Genomic DNA, 22,472 nt, shown 5'->3' with positions numbered 1-22,472 from the left:
CCCGCCAGCAGCGCGCGTCGCGTTCGAGGAGGCGGTAATGGAAAAGATATTGGCCGGTTGGGAAAGCCTCTGCGCCTCGTCGTCCACGTTGCGGTTTGTTGACATTAATCTGCGCAGCACGGGACAAGTGATGTTTCAGGACAACCCGCTCACCGGGATTCTCTTCCTGGCGGCGATCGCCTGGGGCTCCTACGCGGCTGGCGTGCCCCACGTGGCCATTGCCGGCGTCTTGGCGCTCGTCGTGGCAAACCTGACGGCGCTATGGCTTCGCGTCGACAGAACGGCGCTTCACGCCGGGCTCTTTGGCTACAACGGCATCCTGGTCGGACTTGCCTTGGCGACGTTTCTGTCACCGAACGCGCTCTTGTGGGTGTATGTCGTGATCGGGGGTGCGGTTTCGGCCATCGCGATGCTCGGGACCGCCAACGCCGTCAAGCCCCTCGGTCTATCCAGCCTCACGTTTCCATTCGTTCTCACGACGTGGCTCCTGTTGCTGGCAACGTATGGGTTTTCGGGGCTCGTGGGGACTGCGCTGCCGACCGGCAACGTCGTTGCGGCATTTCATTCCTATGAGGCCAGCCCGCTCAAGCTCATGGACCTCGTACAAGGCGTGCTGCAAAGCATCTCACAGGTTTTCCTGAAGGCGAGCGCCGTGGCCGCCCTGCTGCTGGTCATCGGCCTCGCCGTGAACTCGCCGGCGGCCGCCGCCTTCGCGATCGCGGGTGCGATCGTGGCCGTTCTGACGGCTCATCTTTTTGGAGCCGAGAGCGAGTTGATCACCGGCGGCCTTCTCGGTTTCAGTCCGGTTCTGACCGCCATCGCGTTGGGCGCGGTGTTCTACCAGACGAACTGGCGCGTCGCGATCTATGCCCTGCTCGGCACGGTGGTCACGGTCATCGCGCAAGCGGCGCTGAACGTTGCGTTGACGCCCTTCGCAATTCCCGCGCTGACCGCGCCCTTTGTGCTGGTCACATGGATCTTCCTTCTTCCTCGCCAATGTTTCGAGCCGGCCGCGGCCGGCACAGACGATGCCGTGAAAGCGCGCGCGACTAGGTAGGTACTCTTGGGAGGCGTGAACCATGGGATTGCTCGGAATATTGCTTGGTTTGGCTCTGCTCATGTGGCTCGCCTACAGGGGAGTAAGTGTGCTGCTGGTCTCTCCAATCGCGGCGCTCGTCGCAGCCGCGTTTTCGGGTGAACCGCTGCTCGCCCACTGGACTCAGACATTCATGAGCGGCGCGGCGCGGTTCGTCGCGCAGTGGTTCCCCATGTTCATGCTGGGCGGGCTGTTCGGAAAGCTCATGGGCGACAGCGGCTCGATCAGCTCGATCGCGCAGTATTTGACCGAAAAGCTGGGGACCAAGCGGACGGTTCTCGCGGTGGTAATCGCCTCGGCCATTGTGACCTACGGTGGCGTGAGCGTGTTTGTCGCGTTCTTTGTGCTGGTGCCCATGGCTCACGAGATGTTCCGCGCCGCGAACATCCCGCGCCGGTTGCTTCCGGCTACAGTCGGCCTCGGCGCTTTTACCTTTACGATGTCCGTCATGCCGGGAACGCCTTCAGTCAACAATGCCATTCCCATGCCGTACTTCGGTACCACCACCTTCGCCGCTCCCGGGCTGAGCATCATCGCGTCGGCGATCATCTTCATCTTCGGCATGTGGTGGCTCGGTCGTGCCGAGGCAGCCGCGCGCAAGGCAGGCGAAAGTTACGCTGGCGATGCAGACATTGCTCCCGTCGTCACCGAGAAGGTTCGCGAGCAGGCGGCGCCTGCGGGCGACTTCGATCCGGCCGAGTTGCCGCATGGCAAGCGCGCCGAGAGCGGACCCAGCTTCGCCATGGCCGCACTACCCCTCATCGTGGTCATCGTCACGAACTTCCTGATGTCGCTCTTCATATTTCCGCGACTCGATTTTTCGTTCCTGTCCAGCGAACAGTGGGGCGGAACGACGATCGGAGCCGTGTCGGGCGTCTGGTCGGTTGTCGTGGCACTCGCGGCGGCAAACGTGACCGTCCTACTCATCAACCTGCGGCGCTTACCATCCTTACGTGAAAGTCTCGATGCCGGCGCGAATTCTGCAGCCTTGCCGATGCTGATGATCGCCAGCCTTGTTGGCTTCGGCGCGGTCGTGGCCGCGTTGCCGGCCTTTGCGACGGTTCGCGACGCGGTGTTTTCGATCGGTGGTGGGCCGCTCGTCTCGTTAGCCGTCTCAATGAACGTGCTGGCGGGGCTGACCGGTACGGCTTCCGGCGGCATGGCAATCGTGCTCAACGCATTTGGTGACGACTTCCTGCAGCTTGCTGCCAAGCATGGCCTCGATCCGGAATTGATGCATCGTGTGACGACGATGAGCGCCGGCACCCTCGACGCCCTCCCGCACAACGGGACTGTGTTACTGCTCCTGCAAATTAGCGGTCTCACTCACCGTGAAAGTTATCTCGACATGGTGATGACCGTGATTGTCAGTTGCATCATTGCACTGGTGGCTGTCCTGATACTCGGCTCGATAGTCGGGTCATTCTGAGGTTCGATCCCTGCCGGCGCTGGTTGAGGGCGAACTGCCGGCTGTGATGACGGTGTGCCACCTTCCGACAGAGGGTTCTGATCATGTCGGGGATGCTGGAATCGGGGCTGTCGGGCCGAGGATACGCCTAGGAATGCTGGTGAGTGTCCCAGGGGTATGAGAGCCTGCGTCTTTCGGCCCTGGCCACCTCGCTCCAGGCGGCCCTGCACATCAACATCAAAGCTGGGGCGGACCCTAAAACGGCGCCAAAGCCGCAGACAAAAGCAAAACCGCAGACAAAAGTAAGGCGCGACTGGCATCACCACAGTCGCGCCCTACGTCGCCGGCTTATGGGGCAGGGGGGAATAGCCGGCTGTTGAGACGACTCCCGACTGCCGGAGTCGTTCCAGGCGGTTGCGAATTTTTTTGCATGGGCGCCCCGACCTTTTCGCACACGGTTAAGTGATCGTGACGGCCGAGAACTCCCGGTCGTCGGCTCGCGTTGTTCCCGTGATCGCCATGGGGCGAGGGATCGATAGCCATGTCACAGATTCAAAAGGTATTTTTGGGCGCCTTCGCGATTGCCACGACGCTCGGTGCCGTGCAACTGGCCTCCGGCCATGATCTGGCCGACCGCTGGCAGGCGGTCGCCGACAAGTCTGACAAGCCTGGTCACAACGTCAATCGCGCCGGCAAGGCCGACCGGCTGGCCGAGCTCAAGCCGACAGCAGTTCCCACCCGCACCGTCTCGATGCGGCTGAACGACCTCCCCGATACCTCTGTGCTGCTGCGGGTCCCCGCGGTGATCGAGACCGGCAACGCCAAGCCGCCGGTGCTGCTCCAGAACCAGAAGAAGCAGCAGGACCGCAACAAGCCGACGATTGCCTGCGAGCCGATGGTCAGCGCGCTGACCGAAGTCGCCAAGCTGCTCCAGCCGGGCCGTTGCGTCACCTGATCACCCTTGGTCCGTGGTCGGGATCGCCTCTGCCGCAGGCCGGGGCCAAACGCTTCACGTCCTCTTGATCCGTCCTCCCATCGCGTTATATCCGGGCTTTCCCCTTTGAATTGACCGGGTAAACGCATGACGACGTCAGATACGGCTGTGCATACGCAGCCCTTCCAGGCCGAGGTTTCCGAGCTTCTGCACCTCATGGTGCATTCCGTCTATTCGGAGACGGACATTTTCCTGCGCGAGCTCGTCTCCAACGCCTCTGATGCCTGCGACAAGCTGCGCTACGAGGCGATCGCAACGCCGGCCCTGCTGGGCGAGGGCGATGCGCTCAAGATCCGGATCATCCCGAACAAGACGGCCGGAACGCTCACGATTGCCGACAATGGCATCGGCATGGAGCGGCAGGAGCTGATCGACCATCTCGGCACCATCGCCCGTTCCGGTACCAAGGCCTTCGTGTCCAAGCTGAAGGAGGCCAAGGACGGCCTCGGTCTGATCGGCCAGTTCGGCGTCGGCTTCTATTCAGCCTTCATGGTCGCCGACAGGATCGTCGTCATCAGCCGCCGCGCCGGCGAGAGCGACGTCTGGACCTGGACATCCTCCGGCGGCTCCGGCTTCGAGATCGCGCGCGCCAGCGACGAGGACGCGGCGCGTGTCGCACGGGGCACCGAGATCGTTCTGCACCTGAAGGACGACGCGAAGAAATATCTCGAGACCTACGAGATCGAGCGCATCGTCGGTGCCTATTCCGACAACATCCTGTTTCCCATCGAACTTGTGCCGGAAGAGGGCGAGCCGCGCCAGATCAACTCGGCGAGCGCGCTGTGGCAGCGCTCGAAATCCGAGCTGACGCCGGAGGACTACAAGAAGGCCTATCAGCAGATCGCCTCCGCCTTCGACGATCCCGCGATGACGCTGCATTACCGCGCCGAGGGCCGCTATTCCTACGCCGTGCTGCTGTTCGCGCCCTCGACAAAGCCGTTCGACCTGTTCGAGCCGAACCGCAAGGGCCGCGTAAAACTCTACGTCCGCCGCGTCTTCATCACCGACGATGCCGATCTCTTGCCGGGGTACCTGCGCTTCGTCCGCGGTGTCGTCGACAGCGAGGATCTTCCGCTCAACATCTCGCGCGAGATGCTACAGAACAATCCGCAGCTGGCGCAGATCCGGAAAGCCGTCGCGACCCGCGTCGTGTCCGAGCTCGAAAGCCTCGCCGACAAGGACGCCGAGAATTTTGCCAAGATCTGGCACGCCTTCGGCGCTGTGCTGAAGGAAGGCATCTACGAAGATTTCGAGCGGCGCGAGAAGCTGCTGGCGCTGTCGCGCTTCACTACCACGACGGGCGAGAAGCGGTCTCTGAAAGAGGTCGTCGCCGATTTCAAGCCGAACCAGACCGAGATCTATTATCTCGTCGGCGACAGCATCGAGCGGCTGAAGTCCAACCCGCGGCTCGAAGCTGCGACCGCCCGCGGCATTGAGGTGCTGCTGCTGTCTGATCCCGTCGATGCCTTCTGGACCTCGATGCCGACGGAGTTCGAGGGCAAGCCGCTGAAGTCGCTGAGCCAGGGCGATCTCAACCTCGATCTCATCCCGCGCCTCGACGACAAGGATGAGGCGAAGAAGGACGAGCCCGTCGCCGATGAAGCCGCCACCATCGCCGTGATCAAGGCCGCGCTCGGCGAGCGCGTCAGCGACGTCAAGGCTTCGACGCGCCTGACCAGCTCGGCCTCCTGCCTCGTTGCCGACAGCCAGGGTCCGAGCCGCGAGCTCGAGCGTATCCTGTCGCAGCAGAATCGCGGCATGCGCACCAAGCCGGTGCTCGAGATCAATCTGCGCCATCCGATGGTGGGAGCGATCACCAGGGCCCAGGCCGGCTCCGGGGACGTCGATGATCTCAGCCTGCTTCTGCTCGAGCAGGCGCAGATCCTGGACGGCGAGCTGCCGGAAGACCCCGCCGCGTTTGCGGCGAGGTTGAACCGGCTGGTGCTGCAGGGGCTGGGCTAGCAGCGCGCCTCACCTTGCCGTCATCTGTCCTTGGGAACAGTCGCTTCCGGCGTGGTGTTATGCCATATGGGGCCGTCGGCATCAGAGCTGCCGACGCTACCGATTCGAGGATGTCTCCATGCGTTTGTCGATCCTGACCCTCACCGCGATTGTCACGCTGTTCGCTGCGGCAGATGCGCGCGCCCAGACCTATGATCCCCGCTATCCGGTGTGCATGCACGTGTACACGCCCGGCGGCTGGGGCGGTGGCGGCGACTATTACGATTGCTCCTTTACCTCGCTGCCGCAATGTCGCGCCACGGCGTCGGGTCGCTCGGCGAGCTGCGACCTCAATCCCTATTACACCTTCGATGAACCCCCGCCGCCTCCGCGCAGGCGTGTCAAGAAGGTGTATTGAGCAATCCGGAGCGTGGGAGCGTTCTTCATGCGTTTCTCGTTCGGCTTGGTCGTGATCGTCGGCGCGGTGCTCGCGGCCGCGCCGTCGCGTGCGCAGACCTTCGGCTCCGGTTTTCCCGTCTGCATGCATGTCTATACCGGCGCGAGTGGCGGCGGCGGAGAGTGGTACGACTGCTCCTTCACCTCGCTGCCGCAGTGCCGTGCCACGGCGATGGGCCGCGCGGCGACCTGCGATCTCAATCCATATTATCCCGTCAACGTGCCGCCGCGTTTGCGCCACGGGAGAAGCGGCTAGCACTCCCCGTTCGTTTGGCGCGCGATCCGACGCGGCATAGGACTAGGCGCCGTGAGACGCTTTGCTGGTCGCGTCCGCGATTGCGCCGGCCAACTGCCAGGTCATCTTGTCCGTGGTCCAGTCGCTGGCATGGAGCCTGGAATCATCGCCCGGGTCGACCAGGCGGTCGAACGAGATCTTCGCGACCTCGTGCCATCCCTCCATCAGCGCAAAACGGCGGAAGACGTTCATGTGCCTCTCGTGCGCGATCTGGCTGATCGCCTCGACCATGGCCTCCGCCTTCGGGCGCTTGGCCGGTGTCAGCACCGCGGGCACATATTGAAGGTCCATAAGGATCACGTCGATCTGCCCGGCGCGGAGCAGTTGGTCGACACCTTCACGGATGGCGTTCGTGGTGTCCTCGAACGAGGGGCCATCGGCTTGCCATACCGTATTGGTGCCGATCTGCCAGATGACGAGATCGGGCTTCAGGTCGAAGACGTCGTGTTCGAACCGCTTCAGCTCCGACGGCGCGTCTTCGCCGCCGACGCCGCGGTTGATCACCTCGATCGCGACATTTGGATATTTGATCCGGAGATCCGTCAGCAGCCGCTGCGGATAGGGCGCGATGCCGCCTTCGCCCGCCGTGGTCGATGAGCCGATCGCGACCACCCTGGCCTGTCCACCCTTCACGCGCCTGGCGAAATTCGTCAGCGGCTGCTCGAACGGTGCGACCTGGACCGGAAACTCCAAGGAATCAAGTGCCACGGGGCGCCTCCTCTTCAGAATCCAACAACGCAGGGTAGAAAAGAATAGCCCGTTTGCCCGGCATCGCCTAGCGGATGGCGAGGCCTACTCCTTCCTGATCCCCGACAGCTCGACCACCTTGCGCCAACGGTCGGTTTCCGCAGCCAGCATGCCGCCGAACTCGGCTGCGCTGCCATGCAGCGGGATCGCGCCGAGCTCGGCGATGCGGGCCTTGATCTCGGTGTCGGACAACGCGGCGTCGATCTCGCGGTTGAGCAGGTCGATGATCTCGCGCGGCGTGTCGTGCGGTGCGCCGACGCCGTAGAACGAGCTCGTCTCGTAGCCCGCAAGCGTATCGGCGATCGGCGGCACGTCGGGGAGGACCTCCGCGCGCTCGCGCGTGGTGACGCCCAGCGCGCGCAGCTTGCCGGCGCGCACAAGTTCGAAAGACGAGGTGACGTTGTCGAACATGCCCTGGATCTGGCCGCTCATCACGTCGGTCAGGCCCGGCGCCGAGCCGCGATAGGGCACGTGGGTGAACTGCACACTCGCAAGTGACTTGAACAGCTCGCCGGACAGATGCAGCGAGGTGCCGATGCCGGAGGAGGCGATCGACATCTTGCCGGGATTGGCTTTGGCATAGGCGATGAAGTCGGCAACGCTCTTCACCGGCAGGTCGTTGCCCACGACCAGCACCAGAGGAATCCGCGCGACACCCGCAACCGGCGCGATACCCTTGGCGAAATCATACGGCAGCGCCGGATCGAACGAGGCATTGATCGCGTTCGCGGTCGAGGTCAGCAGCAGCGTATAGCCGTCGGGGGCCGAGGCGATCACGGCCTGCGTTCCGATATTGCTGCCGGCGCCGGGCTTGTTCTCGACCACGAAGGACTGCCCGAGCCGGTCGGACAGGCGCTGGCAGAGCAGCCGCGACAGCACGTCGGTCGCGCCGCCCGGGGCATAAGGCACCACCCATTTCACGCTGCGCGAGGGATAAGAGGGGTTGCCGAGCGCAAACGTACGCGGCGCGGCGAGCGAGGCTGCGGCGCAGACGGCGGTCTGAAGGAAATGTCGTCTGGTGATCATCATCTTTATCCCCGCTTTTCTTCCCTTGTGGGATAAGGTGGCATCGGCGGGCCCTTGGCCGCCGTTCTTAAGAACGCCGAAGCAGGGCTTCGGCTATGGCGACGGATGAGAAGTTGTCTCCACTCGCGAGATTGTCTGTGCGGAGAGAGACCCCTCACCCATCGTGCTCGCGCGCCACCCTCTCCGCAAGGGGAGAGGAGTTAGACGTCCGCTCGGCTTCGTTACCTTGCTATCGCAAGAATCGCCCCAGGCCGCACGCCGTTCCCATCGGCTTGGTAAAGGATGACTAGAGTTAATCGCGCACTAACCGGCTTTTACCTTGTCTCTTAACACCTAGGCAGGCGCCGTGGACTAAGCTGCCGACACCAGCAGACACGTTCCGAAAGAATGAACGGCATGACCACCAGCGTCATCGAGCAACCGAAAGCCGCGCGCGCGCAATCGGCGTCAAAAATCTGGCTGAAGGCGATCGAGCTCACGGCGCGGATTGAGACGCTGCCGGGCCGTCTGTTCGCCGACGTCGTCGACGATTGGGCACGGCGCCAGCCCGACCGCGTCGCGCTGGTCACGGACGACTCAACGCTGAACTATGAAGAGCTGTCGAAACGCATCAACCGCTATGCGCGCTGGGCGCGCTCGGTCGGCGTGGCCAAGGGCGATACGGTCGGCCTGATCATGCCGAACGGCATCGATTACGTTGCCGCCTGGCTCGGCATCAGCCGCGTTGGCGGCGTGGTCGCGCTGATCAACACGAAACTCGTCGGCCAATCGCTCGCGCATTGCCTCGATGTCGGGAAGCCCCTGCACATTATCGTCGCGCACGATCTGGTGGAGATGCTGGAAAGCGCGAAGCCGCATCTGAAGACCGAAGCGAAGATCTGGACCCATGGCGATGCCCGCAGCGAGCGCGCCATCGACGTCGCGCTCGCCGCGCTCGACGACGCTCCGCTCCTGGCAGAGGAGCACGGTGACGTTACCATCGAGGATCGTGCGCTCCTGATCTACACTTCCGGCACCACGGGCCTGCCGAAGGCGGCCAGCATCAGCCATCGCCGCATCCTCAATTGGGGTTTCTGGTTCGCCGGTCTCACCGGTGCGAGCCCGCAGGACCGGCTCTACGACTGCCTTCCGCTGTTCCACTCGGTCGGCGGCATCGTCGCGCCATGCAGCATGCTTGCTGCGGGCGGCTCGGTGGTGATCGCGGAGAAATTCTCGGCGTCGAATTTCTGGCCGGACATTGTCCAGCACGACTGCACCCTGTTCCAGTACATCGGCGAGCTCTGTCGCTATCTGCTCAAGGCCCCGCCGTCGGAATACGAGAACCGGCACCGGCTGCGGCTTGCATGTGGTAACGGCCTGCGCGGCGACCTCTGGGAGGATTTTCAGGCGCGTTTTGCCATTCCCCGCATCCTCGAATTCTATGCGGCCACCGAAGGCAATTTCTCGCTGTTCAACGTCGAGGGACAGGTCGGCGCGATCGGCCGCATCCCGCCGCTGCTCGCGCATCGCTTTCCGGCTGCTATCGTCAAGCTCGATCCTGACAGCGGCGCGCCGTTGCGCAATGAAGACGGCTTTTGCCTCGCCTGCTCCCGCGGCGAGGCCGGCGAAGCGATCGGCCGCATCGGTACCGCGGACCAGGGCGGCGGCCGCTTCGAGGGCTACACCGATGCGGGTGAGACCGAGAAGAAGGTCCTGCGCGACGTCTTCGCCAAGGGCGATGCCTGGTTCCGTACCGGCGATCTGATGCGGCTCGACGACAAGGGCTTTTTCCATTTCGTCGACCGCATCGGCGACACGTTCCGCTGGAAGGGCGAGAACGTCGCGACCTCGGAGGTCAACGATGCCGTGCGCGATTTCACCGGCGTGGTCGACGCCACCACCTATGGAGTCGGCGTCCCCGGTACGGACGGCCGCGCCGGCATGAGCGCGATAGTCGTGAACGAGGGCTTTGATATCACGGCGCTGCCCGCGCATCTGGCGCAACGCCTGCCGGCTTACGCTCGTCCGGTCTTCATCCGCATCTCGCGCGAGCTCGATGCCACCGAGACCTTCAAGCAGAAGAAGGGGGAGCTCGCCCGCGAAGGCTTTGACCCTGGCGCGGTCTCCGATCCGCTGTTCATGCTCGAGCCGAAATCCGGGGCCTATGTTGCGCTCGATGGGAAGACGTATGCGCAAATCCTGGATGGTGGAATCAGGCTGTAACCGGTTGAAATCCGCCAGATAGGTCCAATTTTATCTGAATTGTCCAAGAGGCCATTTACTTCTGTCCGGTAAACACACGGGCATAGGGAGGCGGTCATCAAGAGCCGCCACAAGAAGCACGATCGATTAACTCAGCATGAGGCGATTAAGCCATGTCGGTACGGTCCAAGGTCATTGAGGCGATCCACCAGATCGCCAAGGAGCAGCACGTCACGCTTCCCGCGCTCTCGGACGATCTGTCCCTGCACGAGACGGGTTTCGACTCGCTCGCCTTTGCCATCCTGGTCGCCCGCCTCGAGGACGAGACCGGCGTCGACCCCTTCACCATTTCCGAGGACGCAGCGTTCCCCGCCACGGTGGGCGATTTCGTGCGAGCCTATGAAAATGTCCCCGCGTGAGATCTTCGCGCTTCGCGACCATCTCGGCGCGGAGCTGAAGGGCCGCACGATCTCCGATGCGCATGATGTCGTGTCGCTGACGGACATCCTGTCACACACGGTTCTGGGCGGTCGCCTGAACGAATTGTCGGGCCGCGCCGTGCTGCTCAAGCTGTCCGACCAGCTTCGGTCGGGCCTTGCCATGATCGAGCTCGATGGCATCGCCCGTCGCATGTTGCTGTGCCCTCCCGATCTCAATCCGGCGCATCTCGACGCCTTGATCGCGGATGCCGGGATCGATGCCGTCGTCACCGACGAGGCCGATCGCTGGGCGGGCACCGGCTTGCCGCTGGTCGTTACCGCACAATTGCCGCTTCGAGCCACACCGCCCGCCAGGACCGAGCGCGCCACCGAATGGCTGATGCTGACCTCGGGCACGTCAGGCGTGCCGAAGATCGCCGGCCATACGCTGGAAGCGCTGACCGGCGCGATCGTCGCCGAGGGCCCAGCGCGCGGACCCGCACCGGTGTGGGCCACGTTCTACGACATCCGCCGCTATGGCGGCCTGCAGATCTTCCTTCGGGCCGTTCTTTCCGGCGGCTCGATGGTGCTGTCCGATCCGCATGAGGCGCTCGCCGATCACGTCGCGCGGCTGAACGCGCGCGGCGTCTCGCACATCTCCGGCACGCCCTCGCATTGGCGCAAGCTGCTTATGAGCGGCTCGGCCGCGCAGTTCGCTCCCGGATATGTTCGTCTGTCCGGCGAGATCGCCGATCAGGCCGTGCTCGACGGCCTGAAGGCGGCGTTCCCGAATGCCTCCGTCGGCCATGCCTATGCCTCGACCGAGGCCGGCGTCGGCTTCGCCGTCAACGATGGGCTCGAAGGCTTTCCGGCCGACTATCTCGGCAACCGCAACGGCGTCGAGATGAAGGTCGTGGACGGCTCGCTGCGCATCCGCTCGACGCGCACGGCCCATGCCTATATCGGCCGCAATGCTGCAGCGCTCACTGATGCCGACGGGTTCGTCGATAGCGGCGACATTGTCGAGCTGCGCGGCGACCGCTATTATTTCGTCGGCCGCCGCGGCGGCATCATCAATATCGGCGGACTGAAGGTCCACCCCGAGGAGATCGAAGCGGTGATCAATCGTCATCCGGATGTGCGGATGTCGCGGGCGAAATCGCGCAAGAGTCCGATCACCGGCGGCATCGTCGTCGCCGACGTGATCCTCACTGAGGGCACGGATCAGGCGGGGGTGAAGGAAATTCGCGACCAGATCCTGGAGCAGTGCCGCGCCCAGCTCGCATCCCACAAGGTCCCGGCGGTGATCCGCTTCGTCGAGGCGCTCGACGTCACCTCCGCCGGCAAACTGGCGCGCACCGATGCATAATGTCCTCGTCACCGGCGGCAGCCGCGGAATCGGGCTCGCGATCGGCAAGCGCCTGGTCGCTGGCGGCTTCAACGTGATCGCGGCCGCGCGCCGCGAGAACGACGAGCTCAAGGCTGCCATCGCCGCCTCCGACGGCCGCCTGCATTTCCGCGCCTGCGATCTCGCCGTGATCGACGCGATCCCCGCCTTCGCAAAGCTCGTGCGCGACGAATTCGGCCCGATCTACGGCCTCGTCAACAATGCCGGCCTCGGCACCGAAGGCCTGCTCGCCACCATGCACAATTCCGAGATCGAGGCGCTGGTGCAGCTCAACGTGCTGTCGCCGATCATCCTCACCAAATATGTGGCGCGGCAGATGATGGCTGACGGCGCCGGCCGCATCATCAACATCTCCTCGATCATCGCGACGACCGGTTATAATGGCCTCTCCGTCTATGGAGCGACCAAGGCGGCCGCGACCGGCTTCACCCGGTCGCTCGCGCGCGAGGTCGGCAAGCTCGGCATCACCGTCAATGCGATCGCGCCGGGCTTCATCGACACCGAGCTCACCCATAATCTCTCCGACGAAGGCCGCAAGCGCATCGCCGGCCGCAGCGCGCTGCGCCGTTTGCCGGAGACGGATGACGTCGCGCGCATGGTGGAATATCTCCTGGGCGAGGGCGGCCGCAACGTCACCGGCACCGTGTTCACGATCGACGCCGGGAATACGGCGTAGCGGAACCCGACCTGCCACAATTGCGTTGATCCGGCGCAATGACAGCAAGCCGGATTTGGTCTTAAGATGCCTCGCAATCGATTGGGTTACGTCAATCGATCTGCCCTAATCGAAGGGGAGCAGTCGATGGCCACTTCAAACATGACCGCTGCAAGTCAGGCTCTGACAGAGCCATCGCGCGCGAAGCGGGACGACGTCCGCTGTCCGCCGATGTCGCATCAGAATTCCGGCGATCACGGCCATGAGATGTATCCGCAGCAATTCGTGCGTCTGGTCGGTTGCCACGACGTCCCCGCATCCGTGCTGCGCAATCGCCAGGACGAGAAGCTGCACTAGGTCCGATGCTGCTTTGGCAGGTCAATCCGCTCGTGTGAGAATTCCGGCGGCCCTTCGGTGAGGCGGCGGATGCGACGTTCGCGTTCGTCCTCAGGCAATGCGGGATCGAGCAGCCCCTCGATCTCGTGCACCGCGAGCTCCTCGATCCGGGTAGCATCGGATGCGATCGAGTGAGCTGATGCCGGAGCGGCGGGCGCGAATTGCAGGCCGAACTCGACCAGCTTGCAGATGGCATCCGAGCGCGACAGTTGATGAGCCTCGGCCCAGACATCGACGGCGGCGGTGAGCAGCTCCGGCATTTTCACCGCGCTGATCGCATCGAGCCCCGTGCGCCGGCGTACCGGCGAAGCGGAGTCCTTGCTGCCGAAATCAGACACCCCGATCATCCCCGCGCGCCGTTACAGATGGATCAACCGTAAACGTCATTTGCGGCCGGCTGTTTGATGCTGATCAATGACGAACTGCGGCATTGCGGCGCGGTGCGATCTTGTTGTCCGGCTCCATTTCGGCCAATGATCGGGAATCGAACCCCGACCGATCCTGCCACGTATCTGATTTCGGACGCTTCCCCAACCATCCGGCATCACTCGATGACATCTGGCGAATCCTTCTACGGCGGCATTCCCGTTTTCCGCGGCTTCACCAGCCTGATGGATCCCGCGCTCTATGCGCCGCTGCCGGACGATTGGAGCATCGGTGTCGCCGACATCGTCGATTCCACCAAGGCGATCGCGGCGCAGCGCTACAAGGCGGTCAACATGGCCGGCGCCGCCGTGATCGCGGCGGTGACCAATGCGCTGGAGGGGCGGGAATTCCCCTTCGTGTTCGGCGGCGACGGCGCGAGCTTCGCGGTTGCGCCCGGCGATCTCGATGCGGCGCGCGACGCGCTGGCGGCGACCGCCACCTGGGTGCGGGAGGATCTCGATCTGAAGATGCGCGTCGCGCTGGTGCCGGTGAGTGCTGTCCGGGCGCAGGGCCTCGACGTGCGCGTCGCGCGCTTTGGTCCGTCGCCGAACCTGTCCTACGCGATGTTCTCCGGCGGCGGGCTAGCCTGGGCCGATGCCGCGATGAAGCGCGGCGAGTTCGCGGTCTCGGAAGCGCCCGCCGGCACCCAGCCGGACCTCTCCGGCTTGTCCTGCCGTTTCGAGGTGATGCCGTCCGCGCGCGGTTTGATTCTGTCCGTGTTGGTGATGCCGGCGCGCGGCGCCGATCCGCACGCCTTCCGCAAGGTGATCGAGGACGTCATCTATCTCGTCGAGCGCAGCCCGGAGGGCGGCCGCCCGGTGCCGCCGCAGGGGCCGCCGCTGAAATGGCCGCCGCAGGGGCTGGACTTCGAAGCCCGCACCAAGCGCGGCGGTCCGCTGCTCGCGCGCAGAGCCAGCGTGCTGGCTTATACGCTGTTCGTCTATCTGATCATGCGTTTCGACCTCAAGGTCGGCGGCTTCGTGCCCGGCCTCTACAAGCGCCAGGTGGTCGAGAACTCGGACTTCCGCAAATATGACGACGGCCTGCGCATGATCCTCGACTGCACGCCGCAGCTCGAGCGCGCGCTGAGCGATCGTCTCGCCGCCGCTGCGCGCGACGGCATCGTGCGCTACGGCCTCTTTCAGCAGGACGCCGCGATGATGACCTGCTTCACGCCCTCGGCGCTGCGCAGCGATCACGTGCACTTCATCGACGGCGCGCGCGGCGGCTACGCCTCGGCGGCGACGGCGTTGAAGGCGATGATGGCGTGAAAGATTTGGTGTCACGGACGCGCTGCGGCACCGAAAGCGCGTTCACGCGCGTTTTCGACGCGCTATGGTGAGGCTGCGCCGAGCCGCGACCCAGACCGCGATGGGCCCCGCCTCTGCAGCGTATCACTTTGTGCTGCGCTGCGTCCGGGGCACGAGAGTTCGTCGATCTTACCGCCCCGCGCGCGTCCAGGTCTCGCCGCCGCAGAGGGCGCCGACGCAGCCTTCGACCCGCAGCGAATCCGCACCCGTGACCGAGACGCTGCTCGCATACGTGTTGCCGTCATCGGCGTTGTAGATCTGGCCCGACCATTTGCTTGGCCCTGCCGGCTGCATGCCGCTGAACAGCGCCAGGCCGATCATCGGCCGCTTGGCGAGCGCGGGATTGGGATTCTTGCTGTCGGTCGCGGGCTGGCCGGTATTGGTGTCCATGGGCTCACGCAGCCAGACGATGTGGCCGCAGATGCCGCCGCCGCATTTGCTGATTTTGACGCGCGCATCGCCGGCCTGGGTGAGCCAGGTCCCGTCGGCGCTCTGCGCATGAGCGGCTGTCGCGCCGAGCAGCGCAGTCAGGATGACGATGAGAGCAGCGAATCTGGAAGTCATGGAGGGAACCTCGAAAATGGAGCGCCTCCATAGCAGCCCGGCAGCATAGTGCAACGCCGGATTGAATCACATTCCTGCGCGCGATTGGCCTGCGCTCATTTGCCCCAGCGGACGAACGCGACCGAGGCTGCGGTCAAGAGCCCGAACACGGCCATTGCGCCGCCGACCAGCGCGAACAACGTCCAGGCCGGTGCTTGCGCCGTCATGAGGCCGATACCGCCGATCGCGACGATCAATAGCCGCGCGGTGGAGGCCAGCACCGGGCCGCCGACGCGTGCCGCGCCTTGCGAGGAAAAGTACAGCGATACGCCCATACCGAAGAACACGAAGGCGGGACCTGCCCAGTGGAAATAGCTGTGCGCCGCCGCCGTGACGCCGGGATCGCGCGTGAACAGCGACACCCACAGCGCGGGATCGAGCGCGACGATGAGGCCGATCGTGCCGACCGTGAGCCCCGAGGCCGCCGCGGCCGTCCACGCCACGTGCCGTGCGCGCGCGACATGTCCGGCGCCCATCGCCATGCCGACCATCGGCACCGATGCGATGCCGAAGGCGAAGGTGATCGGGATCAGCAAAAATTCCAGCCTCGAGCCGATGCCGTAGCCCGCCAGCATCTCGGTGCCGAAGGTCGCGAGAATTTTCGTGAAGATGAGGATGGTGAGCACGGTCTGGAGCGGCGACAGGCAGGCGACTGCACCCACTTTAAGGATGTCCAGGAACATTGCGCGCTCGAAATGGAAGGTGCGGAAGTCGAGTTGCAGCCGGCTACGGCCGGACAGGAGATACCAGAGGAAGAAGATCGCGGCGCAGCTGAATGCGATCAGCTGGCCGCTCGCAACGCCCGGCATGCCGAACTGCTTGACGCCGAACAGGCCGAGACCCAGCGTTCCGCCGAGCGCGATCTGGAGCACGCTCGCCCCGATCAGAATCATCGACGGCAGGCGCATGTCGCCGGTGCCGCGGATCACGGAGGCCAGCGTGTTGACGAGCCAGATCGCGACCGCACCGGAGAACAGCACCTGCGAATAGCCGCTGGCTTCCTCCAGCACGCGCTCGCGGCCGCCGAGCAAGGTGAAGAACGAGCGGCCGAACACCAGCATCATCACCGTGAAGAACAGTCCGCCGCAGAGACCGATGATGGCGGCATGGAGTGCCAGCGTCGCGGCACGCTCGCGATTCCCGGCGCCGAGCGCGCGGCTGATCGCCGACGAGACGCCGCCGCCCATCGCGCCAGCGCTCATCATTTGCGTCAGCATCGCGAATGGAAACACCAGCGCGATTGCGGCCAGCGGGATGGTGCCGAGCCGGCCGATATAGGAGGTCTCGGCAATCGCAACCAGCGTGCTGCCGACCATCGCGACCATGTTGGGGACCGCGAGTCGCAACAGCGTCGGCAGGATCGGCGCCGTCAGCAGGCCGGCGATGGGGGAGGCGACCGGGGCCAGGGGCGGCACGGCGTCTATCGGGGCGTCGATCGTCATGTGCCACGGTGCGGAATATTGAATGATGCTCGACATCTTATAGGGCGCGCGAGGCCCGCGCCAGCCCTCATCTCACGCAGGGCTCACCAGGGCAGCCCGCATAGGTCGATGGTGCCCAGCGTCGGCGCCCGGACGATCTCGAAGACGTACGGCGCCATGTAGTCGAAGCGATTGCGTCCCTCCGGCTGCTCGCAATAGACGTCGCCTTTGAAGGGTTGCCATTTGCGGGCCTCGTAAAACGCGAAATTGTGCGGCTCGCAGAACAGCAGCCCGAAGCGGACCGCCTCGTTGGCGCGCATGGTATGCACCGCCGCGTCGATGGCGATGGTCGCATAGCCGCGGCCGCGCTGGTCCTCGCGCGTGCAGACGCCGCCGATGCCGCCGACGTGAACCTTCTGTCCGTTCCAGGTGACGGTGCGGAAGTAGATGCCGACATGGCAGACGAGGCCGTCCTCGGGCGTCTCGAGCAGCACGCGAAGGTCGGCATTGGCCCATTTGACGTGAGCCCAGGGCTTGCCCGCGATCAACTGCGGTCCCCAGACCGCCTGATGCAGCGGCTCGGCGATCGGCCACGAAGCCTCGCCGTTCAAAATGTCGATTTCGATGCTCATGGCGTCGTCCTTCACAGCTCCGCTTCGTGGCGCGTTTGGTCTGTCTTAAGCGCTTCAAAGGCAATAATATTTTATGGCGAACCGCAGCTTTGATTGACCGCGGCCCGTTGCGTCGAATTTGTGCATTCGGGGAAGGCGCCACCATCACGCCTTTTCGCAAATTCAGAGGTATTTAATAGCGGCGGAACCTTCTATAAGGGGTGACCGTTAAAACGTTCCCCACCAGTTGCGGACAAGAAGCCATGACCTTTACGCTGCCCCCACTCCCTTACGCCTATGACGCCCTCGGCCAGTATATGTCGAAGGAAACGCTGGAATATCACCACGACAAGCATCATCAGGCCTACGTCACCAACGGCAACAACGCGCTCAAGGGGACCGAATGGGAAGGCAAGTCCCTTGAAGAGATCGTCAAGGGCTCGTTCGGCAAGAACCCCGCGGTGTTCAACAATGCCGGCCAGCACTACAACCACATCCATTTCTGGAGCTGGATGAAGCCCAATGGCGGCGGCACCAAGCTGCCGGGCAAGCTCGAGAAGAAGATCAACGAGGACCTCGGCGGCTTCGAGAAGTTCAAGACCGACTTCCAGGCGGCGGGTGTCGGCCAGTTCGGCTCCGGCTGGTGCTGGCTCCAGGTCAAGAACGGCAAGCTCGAGATCTCCAAGACCCCGAACGGCGAGAATCCGCTGGTGCACGGCGCCACCCCGATCCTCGGCTGCGACGTCTGGGAGCACTCCTACTACATCGACTACCGCAACCGCCGTCCCGACTATCTCAAGGCGTTCGTTGAGAACCTCGTGAACTGGGAATACGTCGAGTCGCTGTTCGACAAGGCGTAAGTTCTGCTCCGTCATCCCGGGGCGATGCGCAGCAGCGAACTATGGTGCGCAGTTGCGCACCCGAGGATCTCGAGATTCCGGGTTCGGCTTCGCCGTCCCGGAATGACAGACAAGGCGGTCGCATGCGCGGCCGCCTTTTTGCTGTGCGGAATTGCCCTGCGTGCTGCGCGCATCGGCCTGTGATCGTACCGTTTGCATCGCCCTGGCGGCGCCCTTAATCAGGATGGGCATCACCCTCGAGCCGCTCCACAGCCGTTGTCAGAACTTCCCTCGAAAGCCCCGGCGCCTGCCGAGGACGCGGAGTCCGAGCCGCGGCCTGGGCGCGTGCGCAAGCCGATCGGCTGGTCGACCATCATCATCGCGGCCTTGGTGGCAGTAAGCGCAGGCCTGGTCTGGCAGCGCGACGGCAGCGCCGGCGTTCTCGACATCCTCACCCACGATCTGTCGCTGTTCGGCGGCATCCTGCCGCGCGTGCTGGCCGGCTGCCTGTTAGGGGCCTTCATCTCCGAGATCCTGCCGCACGAAAAAGTCTCGCGCTCACTCGGGCCGAAATCCGGGCTGATGGGGCTTCTGATCGGCACCGCCTTCGGTGCGGTCCTGCCCGGCGGTCCCTTCACCGCCTACCCGGTGGCGAGTGCGCTGCTCGCGGTCGGCGCCGATTTCGGCGCCACCATCGCCATGGTCGTGAGCTGGACCCTGATCGGCTATGGCCGGGCGGTCGCCTGGGAAATCCCGATCATGGGCACCGATTTCACGCTGTGGCGGATCGTGATCTCGCTGCCGCTGCCGGTGCTCGCAGGCGCCCTCGGCCGCTTCGTCTATGTCCGGCTCTATTCGAAGCCGCTCGCGAAGGACGACGAGAGTTGAGCGCAGCGCTCCTGATCGACATCCTGCTGTGGGGCTCGGTGTTCGGCGTCGGGTTGATCGCGTTCCGCCGCGGCCCACCGGTGTTCAAGGCGTCCTTACGCGAAGGCGCGATGGACTTCATCAACATCGTGCCGCGGATTGCGCTCGGGGTGATCGGCTCCGGCTACATCGCCGCGATCATCCCGCAGGAAGTCATCACCGGCTGGCTCGGCCCGGACAGCGGCTGGCTTGGGGTTGCCACCGCCGTGGTCGCTGGGGCGGCCACCCCCGGCGGCCCGGTGATCGGCTTCTCCATCGGGACCGTCGCGCTGAAGTCGGGCGGTGGCGTGCCCCAGGTGGTCGCCTATGTCGTCGCTTGGGCGCTGTTTGCCTTCCAGCGGGTGATTCTGTGGAAAATCCCGTTCATGCCGGCCCGTTTCGTCTGGTTTCGCTGCGCCGTCTCGGTGCCGTTCCCGTTCGTGGCGGCCGCCATCGCCATGGTGATTGGGAAACCGTGAGCATTCGGACGTCATTCCGGGTTCGCCTCTTCGAGCCGCCCCGGAATGACACTCCCGGCCGTGGACAGTCGTGATGTTATAATATAACATTCCAAAATGGTTCCCGCCGCCTCCCACGCCCACCAGCACGACCATGCCCATGGCCACTCTCGTGGCCATTCCCATGACCACGCGCATGGGCACGCCCACGCCCACGCCCATGTCCATGATGCAGCCTCGCCGCATCCGGCCCAGGCGGCGCCCTGGTCGATCCTGCGGATGACCATGGCCGGCCGCCTCACGGCCGCGCTCGCCGTCTGCGCCGTGCTTTGGGGCGTGGTCTTCCTGGCGATGAGGTGAGGATGGCGGCGCTGCATTTCCACAACGTCACGCTCGGCTATGACCGGCACCCCGCCGTGCATCATCTCAGCGGCGAGGTCGCTCCCGGCGCGCTTGTCGCCGTGATCGGCCCCAACGGTGCCGGCAAATCCACCCTGTTGCGCGGCATCGTCGGCATCCTCAAGCCGCTCGACGGCAGCATCCATCTCGGCGGGCTCGATGCCCGCGACATCGCCTATCTGCCGCAGAGCGCGGAGATCGACCGCAGCTTCCCGATTTCGGTGTTCGATTTCGTCGGCACCGGGCTGTGGCGCGGTACGGGCCTGTTCGGCGGCATCGGCAAGGCGGCGCGAGAAAAGATCCTGCGCGCGATCGCGTCGGTTGGTCTCAATGGCTTCGAGAACCGCCCGATCGGGACGCTCTCCGGCGGCCAGATGCAGCGCGTGCTGTTCGCGCGCGTGCTGCTCCAGGACGCCAGCCTGATCGTACTCGATGAGCCCTTCAACGCCATCGACGGCAAGACCACCGCCGACCTGCTCGCGCTGGTCAAGCTCTGGCACGGCGAGGGCCGCACCGTGCTCGCCGCGCTGCACGACATGGAGATGGTGCGCAACCATTTCAGCGAGACGCTGGTGCTGGCGCGCGGTCCCGTGGCCTGGGGGCCGACGGCGGAGGTGCTGACGCCGGAGAACCTGATGGTCGCGATGCGGATGTGCGAGGCCTTCGACGATAGTGCTGCGGCCTGTGGCGAAGATGGGCGCTCGCAGGCGGCGTGACACCAGATGGTCTATGACGCGCTGATCGGTCCCTTCACCGAGTTCGAGTTCATGCGGCGGGCGCTTGCCGCCGTGATCGCGCTGTCGCTGGCGGGCGCGCCGATCGGCGTGTTCCTGATGCTGCGGCGGATGAGCCTCGTCGGCGATGCCATGGCGCATGCGATCCTGCCCGGCGCCGCTGTTGGCTTCCTGCTCTCCGGCCTCAATTTGTTCGCGATGACGGCCGGCGGCCTGATCGCCGGCTTTGCGGTCGCGATCCTCGCCGGCGTCGTCGCGCGCTCGACCGGGCTGAAGGAGGACGCCTCGCTCGCCACCTTCTATCTGGCTTCGCTGGCGCTCGGCGTCACCATCGTCTCGATCAAGGGCACCAATATCGACCTGCTCCATGTCTTGTTCGGCAACATCCTCGCGATGGACGACCAGACGCTGCTGGTGGTCGCCTTCAACGCCACGGTGACGCTGCTGGTGCTCGCGGTGATCTACCGCCCGCTGGTAATTGAGAGTGTCGACCCGCTGTTCCTGCGCACCGTGAGCCGCGCCGGGGGCCCTGCGCATCTCGCCTTCCTCGCGCTGGTCGTCATCAACCTCGTCAATGGCTTTCAGGCGCTGGGTACGCTGCTGGCGGTGGGGCTGATGATCCTGCCGGCCGGTATCGCAAGGTTCTGGTCGCGCGATCTCACCGCGATGATCTGCATCGCGGTTATCGCCGCCGCCGTTGCGGGTTATGCCGGCCTCGTGCTCTCGTTCCAGACCCGGGTGCCCTCGGGCCCGGCGATCATTCTGGTGGCGACGGTGCTCTACATCATCTCGGTCCTGTTCGGCCGCGTCGGCGGCATCGTCCGGCAGCTGTTTCCCGGCCGGCATCTGGAAGCGTGACGATGCGGCGTATCCTGGTTTGCGTGCTCCTGCTGATCGCCTCGCCGCTGCACGCCGCGGAGCGGCTCAACGTCGTTGCGAGCTTCTCGATCCTTGGCGATTTCGTTCGCAATGTCGGTGGCGACCGCATCAACCTGACCACGCTGGTTGGGCCCGACAGCGACGTCCATGTCTACACACCGGCGCCAGCCGATGCGAAGCGGGTCGCGGCGGCAAAGCTCGTCATCGTCAACGGACTTGGGCTGGAGGGCTGGCTGCCGCGCCTCGTACAGTCCGCAGGTAGCAAGGCCCAGGTGGTCACCGCCAGCGCGGGCATTGCGCCGCTCAAACTCGGCTCGGCCGCAGATCCCCATGCCTGGCAGTCGGTCCCCAACGCCAGGATCTACGTGACCGACATCGCCAATGCCTTGGCTGCCGCCGTCCCGGATGATGCTGACTTCTTCCGCGCCCAGGCCAAAGCCTATCTGGAAAAGCTCGAAACGCTGGACCGCGAGGTCCGCGAGACCGTTGGCAAAATCCCGCCGGAGCGGCGCAAGGTGATCTCCACCCACGATGCGTTCGGCTATTTCGCCGCCGAATACGGGATCCAGTTCATCGCCCCCCTCGGCGTCTCCACTGAAACCGAGCCCAGCGCGCGGGACATTGCGGCCATCATCGGCCAGATCAGGGCCCAGAAAATCCCGGCCGTCTTCCTGGAAAATATCAGCGATGACCGCCTGATCCGCCGGATCGCCGCCGAGACCGGCGCCAGGGTCGGCGGGACCCTGATTTCGGACGGTTTGACCGGCGAAAAGGGGCCTGCACCCACTTACATTGACATGGTCAGGCACAATATAAAGGCCCTGACCAGTGCGCTTGACCATTAGGGCAGGGGCCACCCCGCCT

25 protein-coding genes are annotated in these 22,472 nt (G+C 64.6%); 19 read left to right on the top strand and 6 right to left on the bottom strand.

Annotated features, from left to right (window positions below; translation table 11 throughout):
• The 6 genes from yut to A5906_RS07105 form a co-directional block, all read left to right on the top strand.
• A partial coding sequence (gene yut, locus A5906_RS07130) for an urea transporter (RefSeq protein WP_245326620.1) occupies positions 1–1,057 on the top strand: 1,057 nt, incomplete at its 5' end.
• 22 nt (positions 1,058–1,079) lie between these two features.
• Positions 1,080–2,525: a GntP family permease gene (locus A5906_RS07125; RefSeq protein WP_080134541.1), complete on the top strand. Its 1,446-nt coding sequence runs from the start codon at positions 1,080–1,082 to the stop codon at positions 2,523–2,525.
• 520 nt (positions 2,526–3,045) lie between these two features.
• The gene (locus A5906_RS07120) at positions 3,046–3,459 is read left to right on the top strand and encodes a hypothetical protein (protein ID WP_080134540.1); all 414 of its coding nucleotides are present in this window, start codon (positions 3,046–3,048) and stop codon (positions 3,457–3,459) included.
• Between the two features lie 126 nt (positions 3,460–3,585).
• On the top strand, positions 3,586–5,460 hold the full coding sequence (gene htpG / locus A5906_RS07115) for a molecular chaperone HtpG (RefSeq protein WP_080134539.1): 1,875 nt from the start codon (positions 3,586–3,588) through the stop codon (positions 5,458–5,460).
• 118 nt (positions 5,461–5,578) lie between these two features.
• Entirely contained in the window at positions 5,579–5,857 is a 279-nt protein-coding gene (locus tag A5906_RS07110) for a DUF3551 domain-containing protein (RefSeq protein ID WP_080134538.1), read from the top strand.
• Between the two features lie 27 nt (positions 5,858–5,884).
• Positions 5,885–6,151, top strand: coding sequence for a DUF3551 domain-containing protein (locus A5906_RS07105; protein ID WP_080134537.1), 267 nt, complete (start codon positions 5,885–5,887; stop codon positions 6,149–6,151).
• 42 nt (positions 6,152–6,193) lie between these two features.
• Here A5906_RS07105 and A5906_RS07100 read toward each other — a convergent pair whose 3' ends face one another.
• Together A5906_RS07100 and A5906_RS07095 are read right to left on the bottom strand one after the other, a co-directional pair.
• The gene (locus tag A5906_RS07100; protein WP_080134536.1) at positions 6,194–6,898 is read right to left on the bottom strand and encodes an SGNH/GDSL hydrolase family protein; all 705 of its coding nucleotides are present in this window, start codon (positions 6,896–6,898) and stop codon (positions 6,194–6,196) included.
• 84 nt (positions 6,899–6,982) lie between these two features.
• Entirely contained in the window at positions 6,983–7,963 is a 981-nt protein-coding gene (locus A5906_RS07095) for a Bug family tripartite tricarboxylate transporter substrate binding protein (RefSeq protein WP_080135208.1), read from the bottom strand.
• Between the two features lie 387 nt (positions 7,964–8,350).
• Here A5906_RS07095 and A5906_RS07090 point away from each other — a divergent pair, with 387 nt between their 5' ends.
• From A5906_RS07090 to A5906_RS07070, 5 genes are all read left to right on the top strand, one after another.
• The gene (locus tag A5906_RS07090; protein WP_080134535.1) at positions 8,351–10,165 is read left to right on the top strand and encodes a long-chain-acyl-CoA synthetase; all 1,815 of its coding nucleotides are present in this window, start codon (positions 8,351–8,353) and stop codon (positions 10,163–10,165) included.
• Positions 10,166–10,317: 152 nt separating this feature from the next.
• The gene (locus tag A5906_RS07085) at positions 10,318–10,563 is read left to right on the top strand and encodes an acyl carrier protein (protein WP_080134534.1); all 246 of its coding nucleotides are present in this window, start codon (positions 10,318–10,320) and stop codon (positions 10,561–10,563) included.
• A complete protein-coding gene (locus A5906_RS07080; RefSeq protein ID WP_080134533.1) occupies positions 10,550–11,932 on the top strand; it encodes a class I adenylate-forming enzyme family protein in 1,383 nt (460 codons plus the stop codon). Before A5906_RS07085 ends, A5906_RS07080 begins: the two co-directional genes overlap by 14 nt.
• Complete coding sequence (locus A5906_RS07075; protein ID WP_080134532.1) at positions 11,925–12,647, top strand: SDR family NAD(P)-dependent oxidoreductase; 723 nt, start codon at positions 11,925–11,927, stop codon at positions 12,645–12,647. Before A5906_RS07080 ends, A5906_RS07075 begins: the two co-directional genes overlap by 8 nt.
• Before the next feature lie 126 nt (positions 12,648–12,773).
• Positions 12,774–12,983, top strand: coding sequence for a hypothetical protein (locus tag A5906_RS07070; protein WP_136615029.1), 210 nt, complete (start codon positions 12,774–12,776; stop codon positions 12,981–12,983).
• Here A5906_RS07070 and A5906_RS07065 read toward each other — a convergent pair.
• Entirely contained in the window at positions 12,980–13,369 is a 390-nt protein-coding gene (locus A5906_RS07065) for a hypothetical protein (protein ID WP_080134531.1), read from the bottom strand. The genes A5906_RS07070 and A5906_RS07065 overlap by 4 nt on opposite strands.
• 204 nt (positions 13,370–13,573) lie before the next feature.
• On the opposite strand from A5906_RS07065, the gene A5906_RS07060 reads away from it, so the two are divergent.
• Positions 13,574–14,719, top strand: a complete 1,146-nt coding sequence (locus A5906_RS07060) for a DUF3095 domain-containing protein (protein ID WP_080134530.1) — start codon at positions 13,574–13,576, stop codon at positions 14,717–14,719.
• A 168-nt stretch (positions 14,720–14,887) separates the two neighbouring features.
• Here A5906_RS07060 and A5906_RS07055 read toward each other — a convergent pair whose 3' ends face one another.
• The 3 genes from A5906_RS07055 to A5906_RS07045 all read right to left on the bottom strand — a co-directional run bounded on the left by A5906_RS07055 (position 14,888) and on the right by A5906_RS07045 (position 17,414).
• Entirely contained in the window at positions 14,888–15,322 is a 435-nt protein-coding gene (locus tag A5906_RS07055; RefSeq protein WP_080134529.1) for a DUF2147 domain-containing protein, read from the bottom strand.
• Positions 15,323–15,417: 95 nt separating this feature from the next.
• A complete protein-coding gene (locus A5906_RS07050) occupies positions 15,418–16,803 on the bottom strand; it encodes an MATE family efflux transporter (RefSeq protein WP_080134528.1) in 1,386 nt (461 codons plus the stop codon).
• Positions 16,804–16,886: 83 nt separating this feature from the next.
• Entirely contained in the window at positions 16,887–17,414 is a 528-nt protein-coding gene (locus A5906_RS07045) for a GNAT family N-acetyltransferase (protein ID WP_080135206.1), read from the bottom strand.
• Between the two features lie 242 nt (positions 17,415–17,656).
• Here A5906_RS07045 and A5906_RS07040 point away from each other — a divergent pair, with 242 nt between their 5' ends.
• From A5906_RS07040 to A5906_RS07010, 7 genes are all read left to right on the top strand, one after another.
• A complete protein-coding gene (locus A5906_RS07040) occupies positions 17,657–18,253 on the top strand; it encodes a superoxide dismutase (protein ID WP_026312923.1) in 597 nt (198 codons plus the stop codon).
• A 255-nt stretch (positions 18,254–18,508) separates the two neighbouring features.
• Positions 18,509–19,120 (top strand): permease, encoded by a 612-nt coding sequence (locus A5906_RS07035; RefSeq protein ID WP_080134527.1) that lies wholly within the window; start codon positions 18,509–18,511, stop codon positions 19,118–19,120.
• Positions 19,117–19,617: a hypothetical protein gene (locus A5906_RS07030; protein ID WP_080134526.1), complete on the top strand. Its 501-nt coding sequence runs from the start codon at positions 19,117–19,119 to the stop codon at positions 19,615–19,617. Before A5906_RS07035 ends, A5906_RS07030 begins: the two co-directional genes overlap by 4 nt.
• A gap of 96 nt (positions 19,618–19,713) precedes the next feature.
• Positions 19,714–19,956, top strand: a complete 243-nt coding sequence (locus A5906_RS44000) for a hypothetical protein (protein WP_080134525.1) — start codon at positions 19,714–19,716, stop codon at positions 19,954–19,956.
• A 2-nt stretch (positions 19,957–19,958) separates the two neighbouring features.
• The gene (locus tag A5906_RS07020; RefSeq protein ID WP_080134524.1) at positions 19,959–20,711 is read left to right on the top strand and encodes a metal ABC transporter ATP-binding protein; all 753 of its coding nucleotides are present in this window, start codon (positions 19,959–19,961) and stop codon (positions 20,709–20,711) included.
• Positions 20,712–20,717: 6 nt separating this feature from the next.
• On the top strand, positions 20,718–21,587 hold the full coding sequence (locus A5906_RS07015) for a metal ABC transporter permease (protein ID WP_080134523.1): 870 nt from the start codon (positions 20,718–20,720) through the stop codon (positions 21,585–21,587).
• A 2-nt stretch (positions 21,588–21,589) separates the two neighbouring features.
• Positions 21,590–22,453: a metal ABC transporter substrate-binding protein gene (locus tag A5906_RS07010; protein WP_080134522.1), complete on the top strand. Its 864-nt coding sequence runs from the start codon at positions 21,590–21,592 to the stop codon at positions 22,451–22,453.
• Positions 22,454–22,472: the final 19 nt, after the last annotated feature.

It is taken from the genome of Bradyrhizobium sacchari, assembly GCF_002068095.1.
In the GTDB taxonomy this organism is placed as follows: domain Bacteria; phylum Pseudomonadota; class Alphaproteobacteria; order Rhizobiales; family Xanthobacteraceae; genus Bradyrhizobium; species Bradyrhizobium sacchari.
The sequence above is the reverse complement of the archived record's forward strand: the minus strand, read 5'-3'. Positions and strand labels throughout refer to the sequence as shown.